This is a genomic window from Pseudomonas sp. Marseille-Q7302 (genome assembly GCF_965111925.1).
Genome location: NZ_CBCOPK010000001.1, coordinates 3,170,053 through 3,181,874 on the forward strand (window position 1 = coordinate 3,170,053; position 11,822 = coordinate 3,181,874).

Here is an 11,822-nt window from a genome sequence, read left to right on the forward strand (position 1 = left end):
TTGAGCTATTTTCCCGCGAGGCGCAGCACCCCATGCAATCCCGGAAAGATTTCGACAAGATCGTACACTGGTCCCAGCTCCAGGCCCCCGATGGCCCCGGTTATCCCGACAGTGACGAGCGCTTTTCCCTGGGCGCCGCCTTCGGCCGCCACTTCGGCTTCGCCCGCCTGGGCATCCACCATGAACTGCTGCCACCTGGCCGGCGTACCTCAAGGCCCCATGCCGAGGCCACCGAGGACGAATTCATCTATGTGATCGCAGGCCACCCCACGGCCTGGATCGACGGCCACGCCCACCGACTCGATCCGGGCGATGGCGTAGGCTTCAAGGCCGGCGACGGCGTCGCCCACACCTTCATCAACGAGACCACGGAGCCGGTGGAGCTGCTGGTGGTGGGCGATACCAGCCGGGCGGACAATCGGCTGCACTATCCGCTGCATCCGGAATACACCGCAGGTCTTGGGGACAAGCAGTGGCGGGAGTGTCCCAAGCGAGAATTGGGGCCGCATTCGGGTGAGGCACTGTCGCCACGAGAGGACGACGAATGCCCGTGAATCCGTTGCGACTCCCCGCCTCCATTCGCGCCAACGCAGGACTTCTCACCCAGCTGCAATTGGCGCCCGATACCCGCCTGACCTACGGTGAGCATGAGGTGGCGATCCGCACACCGGATTGCCCCGACTACTACTTCGGCAACTACCTGCTGCTGGACCAGCGCCCGACCGCCCAGCAGGTATTGGCCTGGTACGCGGACTTCGAGCAGCTGCTTGGCAGCCCACAGCCCCTAGGGCATCGTGCTTTCGTCTGGCCAGAGCCGCAGGCCAAGGCGCCACCGGCGGACCTGCCTTGCGGCTACGATTATCAGCGCCTGGTCTGGATGCGTCTGGCCGCCGATGCCCTGCAACCCGCCCCGGTCCTGCCTGAGGGGCTCCACATCAGAACCTTCCAACAGCCTACCGATTGGCAACAGTGGCGTGAGCTCCAGGCAGAGGTGACTCCGGGCGCGGAACATCCAGAAGCGCACCGGCGCTATCTGGATTACCAGGCGCGACGCTATCGATCACTGAGCGACAGCGGCCTGGGCGACTGGTGGGGTGTATTCGATGGCAAGGAGCGGCTGCTGGCCTATCTTGGCCTCTATCGCCTGGGCCGACTGGGCCGTTTCCAAGCGGTTACCACGCGGGTGGACTGGCGTCGGCGCGGACTCTGCCAGGCCTTGCTCGGCACGGTGCTTCGGCACCAACGACATCGCGTGGACGCCTTCGTGATCGTGGCGGAAAGCGAACATCACGCCCAACGGCTCTATGCCAAGGCGGGGTTCGCCGTAGAGGGCGGCATAGGAACCCTGCTGTGGGCAGGTGCCGGCAGAGGATAGCAATCTAGCTCTCATGCCGAGGTAAGCGTGTGCTTCCCTACCCTGATCTATCGCGGCCATGGGCCGCTCCTACAGTGTAGGAGCGGCCCATGGCCGCGATGGCCTACGCACGACTTCTTACCCGGCCGTTGGGCTTCGGCGATGGAGCCGCCTCAACCCAACCTACGAAACCCTACCGTAGGTTGGGTTGAGCGCAGCGAAGCCCAACATGACCTCGGCCAACACCTTTGCGCGTGGAAAACGCTGCGCGGTTTTCCACTCTACACGGGATCTGTGGGAGCACCCCCTCTCCATGTGGGAGAGGGTCGGGGTGAGGGTCGGCGACTCAGGCTTTACGCGCCTGGGCCGCGCTCACCGCCGCACGCAGCGCCAATAGATAGCTGTCCACCCCGAAGCCGGCGATCTGGCCCAGCACGATCTCGGCGAACACCGAGTGATGCCGGAAGCTTTCCCGCGCATGGATGTTGGACATGTGCAGCTCCACCACCGGCACGGTGAGGATCGCCAGGGCGTCGCGGATGCCGTAGCTGTAGTGGGTCCAGGCGCCAGCGTTGATCAGTACCGCGTCGACGCCCTCCTCATAGCCACGATGGATGCGCTCCACCATTGCCCCTTCGTGGTTGCTCTGGAAGCTTTCTACCTCAACACCCAGTTCAGCACCCAGCGCCGTTAGCCTGGCGTCGATCTCGGCCAGCGTCACGGTGCCGTACTGCACCGGGTCGCGCTTGCCAAACATATTGTGGTTGATACCGTGCAACATCAGGATCTTCATGGGTTTGCTCACTGCAGCGGAATGGTCAGCTGGTCGATGACCGGCCGGGTCTCGGGGCGCACGCCGCGCCACCAGGCGAAGGCTTCGGCAGCCTGCTCCACCAGCATGCCCACGCCGTCCGCCAACTGAGGCACGCCCTGCTCCCGAGCCAGACGCAGGAAGGGGGTCAGACCCTTGCCGTAGGCCAGTTCGTAGGCCAGCGCGGCCTGGGCGAAGACCCCGGCCGGCACCGGCGGCAATTCGCCGACCAGACTGGCCGAGGTGGCATTGATCACCAGATCGAATGTCTCCCCTTCCAACACCGCGTAGCTCTTTAGGCTGAGCAGCGGATGGTCGATCTCCTGGGCGAGCGCCGTCGCCTTTTGCCCGTCGCGATTGACCAGCACCAGCTCCGTCGGCCTCGCCGCGAGCAAGGGCAACAAGGCGCCGCGCACCGCACCACCGGCGCCCAGCAACCGCACCCGCTTGCCAGCCAGGGGCTGGCCGAGGTTGACCTCGATGTCGCGCAGCAGGCCGATGCCGTCGAAGTTCTCCGCTAGCACCCGCTCGCCGTCGAACTTCAGGGCGTTGGCCGCCCGGGCCAGACGCGCCCTTTCGCTGGACTCGGTGGCCAGCTGGAAGGCCTGCAGCTTGAACGGCGCGGTCACGTTCAGGCCCTGCCCGCCTTGGGCGCGAAAGCGCTGTACGTCGCCGGCGAAGTCCTCAGGCGAGCCCTCGATGGCGCCGTATTCCAGGTCTTGCCCGGTGGTGGCGGCGAACAGGCCATGGATCAGCGGCGACTTGGTGTGGTTGATCGGGCGGCCAATCACCGCGTAGTGGTCGGTCATGCGCAGGGCTCCTGGCTGAAGAGCACGCCCTCGGCCTGCAGCTGGGCAATCTCTTCCGCGCTGTAGCCCAGGCTCTGGGCCACCACGGCATTGTGCTCGCCGAGATCCGGCGCCACCTGCTGGATGGTGGTGTCGCACTCGGAAAAGCGGAATGGCAGATTGGGCATACGCAAGGTGCCAAAGCGTGGGTGCTGTTGCTCCTGGATCATGCCGCGCGCCTTGATCTGGGGATCCTCGATCACCTCGTCGATGCGCTGCACCTTGGCGCAGGGCACGTCGATCTCATCGAGCAGCGCCAACAGCCGCGCCACCGGATTGGCTCCCACCCAGGCCTTGACGATGGGCAGGATGGCTTCGCGATGGGCGTTGCGGCCGGTGGAGGTGTGGAAGCGAAGGTCACTGCCAAAGCCCGGCTGGCCCGCGTCCTGCTCCACTAGGGCAGCGAAGCGCTTCCAGGAGTCGTCCACCTGGGCGGCGATGACCAGGTCGCCGTCCTGGGCGCGAAACACGCCATAGAGGGTCGAGGTGGGCATGTCATGACCGGTCTGCTGCGGCAGGATCTCGCCGTCGGACAGGGTGTAGCACTGCACCGCGTATTCGTGCATCGATACCAGGGTGTCGTACAGCGCCATGTCGATGTGCTGGCCGCGCCCGCTGGTGACCCGTCCCAGCAGCGCCGCATTGATGGCGGCCACCGCGTGGGCGCCGGTGTACATGTCGCCCAGGGAGATGCGCAGCAGCGGCGGCGCCTCGCCCGGCGTGCCAACCATCTGCATGATGCCGCTCTTGGCCTCGGCGATCAGCCCGAAGCCGGCGCGATGGGCGTCAGTTCCGGTGTGGCCGTAGGCGGAAATCGAGCAATACACCAACCGCGGATTGCGCGCCGAAAGCTCCGCGTAACCCAGGCCGAGCCTGTCCAAGGCGCCGGGTCGATAGTTCTCGATGAAGACGTCGGCGCTGTCGCAGAGCTGCTGCATGAAGGCCTTGCCGCGCGGGTCCTTCATGTTGACGCTGACGCCCTGCTTGCCCATGTTGAGTTGCAGGAAGTAGCCGCTCTGCTGGTCATCCAGGACGAAGGCGTGCTGGCGACCGGCATCGCCGCTGCCCGGGCGCTCGACCTTGATCACCTCGGCGCCCAGCGCCGCCAGGCAGCGCCCCACATAGGGGCCGGCGAGGAAGTGGCTGTAGTCGATGACCCTCAAGCCCTGCAGCGGCAGTGGCTGGTTCATAGCACCCCCTCCCGCCGCGGCACCATCAGCCGGTGCTCGCCGCGCTGGACGACCTCGCCCTTCTGGTTGATCAGTTCCGACGGCAGCACCACGATGCCCCAGCCCGGCTTGCTCTTGCTCGGGCGCATGGACCCCACGCGCAGCCTGACGTGCAATTCGTCGCCGACGCGGATCGGCAGGAGGAAATCCCAGGTCCAGCCCAGCGACATCCCTGGCAGGAAGCGGTACTCGCACTGGGTCTTGAGGCCGTCGGCGATGGACAACCCCATCAGGCCATGGGCGACCAGGCCGCCGAAGTGACTGGCGTTGGCATAGGCCTCGTCGACATGGACCGGGGTATGGTCACCGGTGAGGTCGGCGTAGGCCAGGATGCGCTCCCTGGTGACCTGGTAGCTCGGCGTGAGCGCCTCGTCGCCCTCGCGGGCATCCTCGAAATATTTTTCTGTTACGGTCATGGTCGCTGTCACTCGGATTGGCGGGCGTTGACGGCCAGGGCGTCGTGCACGGCGCGGGCCGGCACGGCCTGGATGAATTCCAGCGCCAGGCCGTCAGGCAGGCGCAGCCAGTTGTGGCCCTGGGGCAGTTGCTCCACCCCCTCGAAGCGCCGGGCGGCGGCCAGGGCGGCATCGAGGTCCTCGCACATCAGCCCCAGATGACCCAAGCGCCCCTCGGGGCCTTCGAAGTCAGGCTTGCTCATGAATTGCATCCCGCCTAGCGTCCAGTACTGACTGGGCTCCTCGACCGTGCCCTGCACCTCGCGCAGGGTCATGCCGAACACCTCGTGGAAGAAGCGGATGTGCCAGTGGATGTCCTTGACCCAGATGGCCACGTGTTCCAGATAGGCCTTGGGAATGCTCATGCTGTCGCGTCCTCTCGTTGTCGGTCGGCCAGGGCGCGCTCGATGCCCTTGATGCAGGCGACCAGGGTGGCGTTGACCGGTGTGGGCACGCGGTACTGCTGGCCGAGCCGCACCACCGCGCCGTTGATGAAGTCGATTTCGGTGATGGAGCCCTTCTGCAAGCTCTGCAGCAGGGACGTCTTGAAGGACGTCGGCAACCCTTCGCGCGCCAGCTCCCAGGCAGCCTGCGGCTCCCGCAGGCCGAGCTCGACGCCGGCCGCGCGCGCCACCGCAATGGCCTCACCCACCGCCTGCAGCGCCACATCGCGCAGCAGCGGCTCGCTGTAGAGCTGGCCATAGGTGAGCTGGGTGATGCCGGTGAGGGCGCCGGTGGCGACGTTGACCAGCAGCTTGTCCCAGAGGGTGCCGAGGATGTTGCCGCTGACGGTGGTGGCCAGTCCCGCGTTGTCGAAGACGGCGGCGACGGCCTGGACGCGCGCCGAGAGCTGGCCATCGAGCTCACCGACGATCGTGCGCTTGCCCACGACCCCGCTGCGGATCCGACCGGGTCCGAGCAGCACGCCGCCGACATAGGTCTTGCCGGCGATCACCCGCTCCTGCCCGACGATCTCCGCCAGCAGTTCTTCGTGACCGAGACCGTTCTGCAGCGACAGCACCAGGGTATGGGGACCGACCAGCGCCCGGGCCTGGCTCATGGCCGCGGTGGTGGCGAAGGACTTGACCAGCACCACCACCAGATCGACCACGCCGACCGCTTCGGCATCCACTGCGGTCCGCACCTGAAGCCGGCGCGTGCCGTCGGCAGTCGTGACTTCCAGGCCATCGTGCGCTATCGCGTCGAGATGGGCATTGGGCCGGTTGAGCAGCCAGGTGTCATGCCCGGCCTCGCTCAGCCAGGCACCAAAGGTGCTGCCCAGGGCACCAGCCCCGAGGATGCAGATTTTCATGGCAGAGGCTCCTGATTAGCGCCCTACCCTAGGCCTGGGGATCCTATTGAGCTATACAAAGACCTCAATCCGCCTATCAGGAAAGCTGATAATGCTCCCCACGGACGGCCTGCCCGAACCCAAGTTGCTGATGCTGTTCGAGGTGCTCTATCGCACCGGCAGCGTTACCCGCGCCGCCGAGCAACTGGGCCAGAGCCAGCCCACCATCAGCCTCTGGCTCGGCAAGCTGCGCCGCCAGCTGCGCGACCCGCTGTTCGTGCGCACCCCGGGCGGCATGAAGCCCACGCCCCAGGCCGAAGCCCTGATCACGCCCTGTCGCGAAGTCCTCGAATCCCTGCGCCGCCTGGTCGCCTGGGAGGTCGCCTTCGAGCCCGCCACCGCCCAGCGGCTGTTTCGCCTCTGCCTGAGCGATGCCAGCCACATCACCCTGCTGCCACAGATACTGGCGCACCTGCGCGAGGTGGCACCCGGCGTACGCCTGGAGGTCGCACGGATCGATGGCAATACCGAACAGGCGCTGGAGATCGGCGAAGCCGACCTGGCAATCGGCTTCATCCCCTGGTTGGGTGGCAGTCTCTATCAGCAGGTGCTCTTTCCCCAGGATTGGGTCTGCCTGGTCAGCGCCAGCCATCCCCGGCTTGGAGCGCGCCTGACGGCGGCGGCCTATGCCCGGGAGGGTCATGTACTGGTGAGTGCCGGAACCGGCCAGAAGCTATTGGAAGCCGGCCTGGTCAGAGCCGAGGTGCAGCGCCGGATCGTGCTGGAATTACCCGGCTTTCTCGGCGTCGGCGCGGTGGTGGGTAGCTCCGATCTCATCGTCACCCTGCCCCGGCATATCGGCACCATCCTCGCGGCCACCTACGGTCTCAAGGTCCATGAGTGCCCGGTGCCGATCGAGGGCTTCGCGGTCAGGCAGCACTGGCATGCGCGCTATCACCAGGATGCCGGCAATCGCTGGCTACGTGGGGTACTGATGGAGCTCTTCGGCCACGGGCGTTAGCGCAGCGGCCGGAAACGAAAAAGCCCCAGCTCAGGGCTGGGGCTTGGGGCAGGACGCCTGGACGATCAGTTGTCCAGGGCCGGGCGCTGGCCGGAGATGGCGATGCGCTTGGGCTTGGCTTCTTCCGGGATCACCCGCACCAGCTCGATGCTCAGCAGGCCATGCTTGAGATCGGCGCCCTGCACCTCGATATGGTCGGCGAGGCGGAAGGACAGCTTGAAGGCGCGTTGGGCGATGCCCTGATGCAGGAAGGTCACGCTCTCGGCGCTGTTTTCGCGCCGGCCGCCCTTGACGGTGAGAACGCCACGCTCGACTTCGATGTCCAGGTCATCTTCCTGGAGACCGGCGGCGGCGATCACGATGCGATACTGGTCGTCACCGTGCTTCTCGACGTTGTAGGGCGGATAGGAGCTGCCAGCGTCGTTGCGCAGGGCGGATTCGAACAGGTCGTTGAACCGGTCGAAGCCAACGGAATGACGGAACAGCGGGGCCAGGGACAGTACGTTGCTCATGGTGAATCTCCTGATAGGTTCAGCAAGTTTCGGTATTGCCTGCGGGACCCGACTTCGGCATCCCGCACGAACCTAGATAGGAATTCCCCAACAAATTTCAAGGCCCAATCCCGACGAACGGTAGTGACGCTATTTCTTCTTCGGCTTGCGCTTTTTCTTCTTGGCTGCAGCCAGCGGCAGTGCCTGCTCGAAGGCCGAGCGCACCTCCTGCAGACGGCGCTCCTTGAGGTCGTGGATGCGCTTGCCGCGCTCGGTAGTGAAGTCGATGAGGTTGCTGTCGTCGCTCATGTGGCTATCCGGCGAAAGGTGAGATTCAGCCGTACCCCGCTGGCTTTGCGGGTCTTGGCGATCTGATGCTGCCAATGATGCTGGGTCGCGCCGCCCATGACCAGCAGGCTGCCGTGACCGAGTTCCAGGGAATGGCCGATGCGGCTGCTGCCCTTGCGGCGAAAATCAAAACGTCGCGCGGCGCCCAGGTTGAGCGAGGCGATCAGCGGATTGAGGCCGAGACTGGCTTCGTCGTCGCTGTGCCAGCCCATGGAGTCCTGGCCGTCCCGATAGCGGTTGAGCAGCACGCCATTGAAGCCGTGGCCACAAGCCGCCTCGACGGCTTCACGAATCCGCTGCAGCAGTGGCGTCCAGGGCAAGGCGACATGATCCAGGCCGGCATAGCCATAGACGACCCCTGCATCGGCGTACCAGGCGACCTGTCGCGGCACCGGATGCCAGCGGTCGAACACCCGCACCTGCGGTTGGCTCCAGGGCGTCTCGGCGTCGAGTTGCCGCAGCCAGGCGTCGGCGGTGTCCGCCGGCAGCCAGTGCGGATGAAAATCCAGCTCGGCATCGGCCAGGTGCAGGACATCGGCCATGGCTAGACGCGCAAATCCACCTGGACGCCCACCTGCTCCGGCTCCTCCAGGACCTGGGCCCGTTCGGCGCCGAGCCCCTGGCGCAGGGCTTCGCGCCGACGGCGCCGGCGGCGGGCTTCGCGATCCAGGGTGGCCTCGTCTTCCAAGGGGGTCTGCCCGGTCTGCGCGGCCGATTCCACCGGCGCCACGGGGGCGACCGGCGGTCGTAACGGCGCCGGGTCCAGCTGGTTGGGCGGGGTTACGCCCACAGGCGGAACGATGGGAATCATGACGGGGACCTCGAATTTGGAGCGGCGCCTGACGGACTGCGGCAAAGAGCACCGCCCTGGGGTTGGGCTTATGACTCCGCTTTCGCTAAAATAGCCGGCTTTTTGATAGCTGGGGAGAAGCTTCTACATGGCGTCACATCAACCGGGACAACGCTGGATCAGTGACAGCGAGGCCGAACTGGGCCTGGGAACCATCCTGGCCCTGGACGGCCGCCTGCTCACGGTGCTCTATCCAGCCACCGGTGAGACGCGCCAGTATGCCCAGCGCAATGCGCCCCTGACCCGGGTGCGCTTCGCCCCGGGCGACGAGGTGACGCATTTCGAGGGCTGGAAGCTCACCGTGCGGGAGGTTTCCGAAGAGGATGGCCTGCTGACCTATCACGGCTTCACCGCGGAGCGCGAGGCACGCAGCGTGCCCGAGGCCCAGCTGTCGAACTTCATCCAGTTCCGCCTGGCCAGCGATCGCTTGTTCGCCGGGCAGATCGATCCCCTGCCCTGGTTCGGCCTGCGCTACCACACCCACGAGCACCGCAACCGCCTGCTGCAGTCCAGCCTCTGGGGCCTGGGCGGTGTCCGCGCCCAACCGATCCCGCACCAGCTGCACATCGCCCGCAGCGTGGCCGACCGCGTCGCGCCACGCGTCCTGCTGGCCGATGAAGTAGGCCTGGGCAAGACCATCGAGGCCGGTCTGGTGATCCATCGCCAGCTCCTCAGCGGTCGCGCCAGCCGGGTGCTGATCCTGGTCCCGGAAAATCTCCAGCACCAGTGGCTGGTGGAGATGCGCCGCCGCTTCAACCTGGAAGTCGCGCTGTTCGACGCCGAGCGCTTCATGGCCAGCGAAGACGGCAATCCCTTCGAGGATGCCCAGCTCGCCCTGGTCTCCCTGGACTGGCTGGTGCGCGACGAGAAGGCCCAGGATGCCGCCTTCGCCGCCGGTTGGGACCTGCTGGTGGTCGACGAAGCCCACCACCTGGTCTGGCACCCCGAGGGCGCCAGCCGCGAATACAGTCTGGTCGAACAACTGGGTGAGGTCATCCCCGGAGTACTGCTGCTCACCGCGACCCCCGAGCAGCTGGGCCAGGACAGCCACTTCGCTCGTCTGCGCCTGCTCGATCCCAGTCGCTTCCATGACTTCGCTGCCTTCCAGCAGGAGTCCCAGCACTACCGCCCGGTCGCCGAAGCCGTGCAGGAACTGCTCGATGCCGGCGCCCTGAGCCCGGCAGCCCAGGACGCCATCGGTGGCTTCCTCGGCCAGGAAGGCGAGACCCTGCTGGCCGCTGCGGCCGCCGGTGATGCCGATGCCCGTGCCCGCCTGGTCCGCGAACTGCTGGATCGCCACGGCACCGGCCGCGTGCTGTTCCGCAACACCCGCGCCGCGGTCAAGGGCTTTCCCGAGCGCGAATTGCATGCCCATGCCCTGCCCTTCCCGGATGCCTATCTGGACGAAGGCGTCATGCCCGGCCAGTCGCTGCAACCGGAAACCGAATTCGCGCCGGAAGACGACAACGATCGCTGGTGGCGCCACGACGGCCGCGTCGAATGGCTGATCGACACCCTCAAGGCGATCAAGCCGCACAAGGTGCTGGTCATCTGCGCGCGCATGGAAACCGCCCTGGATCTGGAAGATGCCCTGCGCCTGAAGTCCGGCATCCCGACCACGGTGTTCCACGAGGGCATGAGCATCCTCGAACGCGACCGCGCCGCCGCCTACTTCGCCGATGAGGAATTCGGCGCCCAGGTGCTGATCTGCTCCGAGATCGGCAGTGAAGGCCGCAACTTCCAGTTCGCCCATCACCTGGTGCTGTTCGACCTGCCGGCCCACCCGGACCTGCTGGAGCAGCGCATCGGCCGTCTGGACCGGATCGGCCAGCGCCACACCATCCAGCTGCACGTGCCCTACCTCGAAGGCAGCCGCCAGGAGCGGCAGTTCCAGTGGTACCACCAGGCGCTCAACGCCTTCCTGGCCACCTCGCCCACCGGCAGTGCCCTGCAGGCGCGCTTCGCCAGCGAGCTGGACGAACAACTGGCCGGTGGCGACGACGCCGCCTGGCAGACCCTGCTGGAACAGGGCGCCGAGGCCCGTGCCACCCTGGAAACCGAGCTGCACAACGGCCGTGACCGCTTGCTGGAACTCAACTCCTCCGGCGCCGGTGCCGGCGAGCAACTGGTCGAGGACATCCTCGAACAGGACGACCAGTTCGCCCTGCCGATGTACATGGAAGAGCTGTTCAACGCCTTCGGCATCGACAGCGAGGACCACTCCGACAACGCCCTGATCCTCAAGCCCAGCGAGAAGATGCTCGACGCCGGCTTCCCCCTCGGCGACGACGAAGGCGTGACCATCACCTACGACCGTAACGTGGCTCTGGTCCGCGAGGACATGCAGTTCCTGACCTGGGAACACCCCATGGCCCAGGGCGGCATGGATCTGGTGATGTCCGGCTCCATGGGCAACACCGCCGTGGCGCTGATCAAGAACAAGGCGCTCAAGCCGGGCACCGTGCTGCTGGAGTTGATCTACATCAGCGAGGCGGTGGCGCCGCGCGCCCTGCAGCTGGGTCGCTACCTGCCACCGCTGGCGATTCGCTGCCTGCTGGACGCCAACGGCAACGACCTGGCCGCCCGGGTGGCCTTCGAGACCCTCAACGATCAACTGGAAAGCGTGCCGCGCACCAGCGCCAACAAGTTCGTCCAGGCCCAGCGCGACTCCCTGGCCAAGCTGATCGGCGGCGGCGAAGGCAAGGCCCTGCCCCGCCACGAGGAACGCGTCGCCAAGGCGCGCCAGGCGTACCTCTCGGGCATGGACGAGGAGATCGCCCGCCTGGAGGCCCTGCGCGCGGTCAACTCCAGCGTCCGCCAGGACGAGATCGACCGGCTGCGCCAGCAGCGCGAAGAAGGCCTGACCTACCTGGACAAGGCTTCGCTGCGCCTGGAAGCCATTCGGGTGCTGGTGGCGGGTTGAGTGGAAGGGCTTCGTTAACGAAGCCCTTTAGCGATACCTGTCGCGGCCATGGGCCGCTCCTACAGAACTGTAGGAGCGGCCCATGGCCGCGAGTGCTTTAACTGGGAATCAATGCTGGGCTTCGCTGGCGCTCAACCCAACCTACGGAACCGCTCAGTCCCGTAGCGTGGAAAACGGCGTAGCCTTTTCCACTGGGCGTCC

14 protein-coding genes are annotated in these 11,822 nt (G+C 66.3%); 4 read left to right on the forward strand and 10 right to left on the reverse strand.

From position 1 onward, the window contains the following. The first annotated feature begins 32 nt into the window (after positions 1 to 32). Both ACWPW1_RS14750 and ACWPW1_RS14755 read left to right on the forward strand, forming a co-directional pair. Positions 33 to 554 (forward strand): cupin domain-containing protein, encoded by a 522-nt coding sequence (locus ACWPW1_RS14750; protein ID WP_454253303.1) that lies wholly within the window; start codon positions 33 to 35, stop codon positions 552 to 554. Continuing rightward, the gene (locus tag ACWPW1_RS14755) at positions 545 to 1,375 is read left to right on the forward strand and encodes a GNAT family N-acetyltransferase (protein ID WP_454253304.1); all 831 of its coding nucleotides are present in this window, start codon (positions 545 to 547) and stop codon (positions 1,373 to 1,375) included. The genes ACWPW1_RS14750 and ACWPW1_RS14755 overlap by 10 nt, the downstream gene beginning before the upstream one ends. A 325-nt stretch (positions 1,376 to 1,700) precedes the next feature. Here the strand turns inward: ACWPW1_RS14755 and aroQ are convergent, their stop codons facing one another. From aroQ to ACWPW1_RS14785, 6 genes are read right to left on the reverse strand one after another with little or no spacing between them, the layout of a single operon-like run. Beyond that, positions 1,701 to 2,147 (reverse strand): type II 3-dehydroquinate dehydratase, encoded by a 447-nt coding sequence (aroQ, locus tag ACWPW1_RS14760; RefSeq protein WP_454253305.1) that lies wholly within the window; start codon positions 2,145 to 2,147, stop codon positions 1,701 to 1,703. An 8-nt stretch (positions 2,148 to 2,155) separates the two neighbouring features. Then, on the reverse strand, positions 2,156 to 2,974 hold the full coding sequence (gene aroE, locus ACWPW1_RS14765; protein WP_454253306.1) for a shikimate dehydrogenase: 819 nt from the start codon (positions 2,972 to 2,974) through the stop codon (positions 2,156 to 2,158). Then, on the reverse strand, positions 2,971 to 4,203 hold the full coding sequence (locus ACWPW1_RS14770) for a CaiB/BaiF CoA transferase family protein (protein WP_454253307.1): 1,233 nt from the start codon (positions 4,201 to 4,203) through the stop codon (positions 2,971 to 2,973). Before ACWPW1_RS14770 ends, aroE begins: the two co-directional genes overlap by 4 nt. Then, entirely contained in the window at positions 4,200 to 4,658 is a 459-nt protein-coding gene (locus ACWPW1_RS14775) for a MaoC family dehydratase (protein WP_454253308.1), read from the reverse strand. Before ACWPW1_RS14775 ends, ACWPW1_RS14770 begins: the two co-directional genes overlap by 4 nt. Before the next feature lie 8 nt (positions 4,659 to 4,666). Then, on the reverse strand, positions 4,667 to 5,062 hold the full coding sequence (locus tag ACWPW1_RS14780; protein ID WP_454253309.1) for a VOC family protein: 396 nt from the start codon (positions 5,060 to 5,062) through the stop codon (positions 4,667 to 4,669). After that, positions 5,059 to 6,009 carry a ketopantoate reductase family protein gene (locus ACWPW1_RS14785; RefSeq protein WP_454253310.1) on the reverse strand — a complete coding sequence of 317 codons (951 nt, stop codon included), beginning with the start codon at positions 6,007 to 6,009 and terminating at the stop codon, positions 5,059 to 5,061. Before ACWPW1_RS14785 ends, ACWPW1_RS14780 begins: the two co-directional genes overlap by 4 nt. Before the next feature lie 91 nt (positions 6,010 to 6,100). Between ACWPW1_RS14785 and ACWPW1_RS14790 the strand changes: the two genes are divergently transcribed. Next, positions 6,101 to 7,009, forward strand: coding sequence for a LysR family transcriptional regulator (locus ACWPW1_RS14790; RefSeq protein WP_454253311.1), 909 nt, complete (start codon positions 6,101 to 6,103; stop codon positions 7,007 to 7,009). 65 nt (positions 7,010 to 7,074) lie between these two features. On the opposite strand, the gene ACWPW1_RS14795 is transcribed toward ACWPW1_RS14790, so the two are convergent. From ACWPW1_RS14795 to ACWPW1_RS14810, 4 genes are all read right to left on the reverse strand, one after another. Then, positions 7,075 to 7,521 (reverse strand): Hsp20 family protein, encoded by a 447-nt coding sequence (locus tag ACWPW1_RS14795; protein ID WP_323149325.1) that lies wholly within the window; start codon positions 7,519 to 7,521, stop codon positions 7,075 to 7,077. A 129-nt stretch (positions 7,522 to 7,650) separates the two neighbouring features. After that, the gene (locus tag ACWPW1_RS14800; protein ID WP_017642154.1) at positions 7,651 to 7,809 is read right to left on the reverse strand and encodes a hypothetical protein; all 159 of its coding nucleotides are present in this window, start codon (positions 7,807 to 7,809) and stop codon (positions 7,651 to 7,653) included. Further along, complete coding sequence (locus tag ACWPW1_RS14805) at positions 7,806 to 8,390, reverse strand: alpha-ketoglutarate-dependent dioxygenase AlkB family protein (protein ID WP_454253312.1); 585 nt, start codon at positions 8,388 to 8,390, stop codon at positions 7,806 to 7,808. The genes ACWPW1_RS14800 and ACWPW1_RS14805 overlap by 4 nt, the downstream gene beginning before the upstream one ends. Positions 8,391 to 8,392: 2 nt before the next feature. Then, positions 8,393 to 8,659 carry a hypothetical protein gene (locus ACWPW1_RS14810; protein ID WP_059315461.1) on the reverse strand — a complete coding sequence of 89 codons (267 nt, stop codon included), beginning with the start codon at positions 8,657 to 8,659 and terminating at the stop codon, positions 8,393 to 8,395. 127 nt (positions 8,660 to 8,786) lie between these two features. On the opposite strand from ACWPW1_RS14810, the gene rapA reads away from it, so the two are divergent. After that, positions 8,787 to 11,621 (forward strand): RNA polymerase-associated protein RapA, encoded by a 2,835-nt coding sequence (gene rapA / locus ACWPW1_RS14815; RefSeq protein WP_454253313.1) that lies wholly within the window; start codon positions 8,787 to 8,789, stop codon positions 11,619 to 11,621. Positions 11,622 to 11,822 lie beyond the last annotated feature (201 nt).

Coding starts and splice junctions, on each gene's coding strand:
- ACWPW1_RS14800 (WP_017642154.1), bottom strand. CDS start 7,809: ATGAGCGACGACAGCAACCTCATCGACTTCACTACCGAGCGCGGCAAG.
- ACWPW1_RS14775 (WP_454253308.1), bottom strand. CDS start 4,658: ATGACCGTAACAGAAAAATATTTCGAGGATGCCCGCGAGGGCGACGAG.
- aroE (WP_454253306.1), bottom strand. CDS start 2,974: ATGACCGACCACTACGCGGTGATTGGCCGCCCGATCAACCACACCAAG.
- ACWPW1_RS14810 (WP_059315461.1), bottom strand. CDS start 8,659: ATGATTCCCATCGTTCCGCCTGTGGGCGTAACCCCGCCCAACCAGCTG.
- rapA (WP_454253313.1), top strand. CDS start 8,787: ATGGCGTCACATCAACCGGGACAACGCTGGATCAGTGACAGCGAGGCC.
- ACWPW1_RS14790 (WP_454253311.1), top strand. CDS start 6,101: ATGCTCCCCACGGACGGCCTGCCCGAACCCAAGTTGCTGATGCTGTTC.
- ACWPW1_RS14785 (WP_454253310.1), bottom strand. CDS start 6,009: ATGAAAATCTGCATCCTCGGGGCTGGTGCCCTGGGCAGCACCTTTGGT.
- ACWPW1_RS14795 (WP_323149325.1), bottom strand. CDS start 7,521: ATGAGCAACGTACTGTCCCTGGCCCCGCTGTTCCGTCATTCCGTTGGC.
- ACWPW1_RS14805 (WP_454253312.1), bottom strand. CDS start 8,390: ATGGCCGATGTCCTGCACCTGGCCGATGCCGAGCTGGATTTTCATCCG.
- ACWPW1_RS14755 (WP_454253304.1), top strand. CDS start 545: ATGCCCGTGAATCCGTTGCGACTCCCCGCCTCCATTCGCGCCAACGCA.
- ACWPW1_RS14780 (WP_454253309.1), bottom strand. CDS start 5,062: ATGAGCATTCCCAAGGCCTATCTGGAACACGTGGCCATCTGGGTCAAG.
- ACWPW1_RS14750 (WP_454253303.1), top strand. CDS start 33: ATGCAATCCCGGAAAGATTTCGACAAGATCGTACACTGGTCCCAGCTC.
- ACWPW1_RS14770 (WP_454253307.1), bottom strand. CDS start 4,203: ATGAACCAGCCACTGCCGCTGCAGGGCTTGAGGGTCATCGACTACAGC.
- aroQ (WP_454253305.1), bottom strand. CDS start 2,147: ATGAAGATCCTGATGTTGCACGGTATCAACCACAATATGTTTGGCAAG.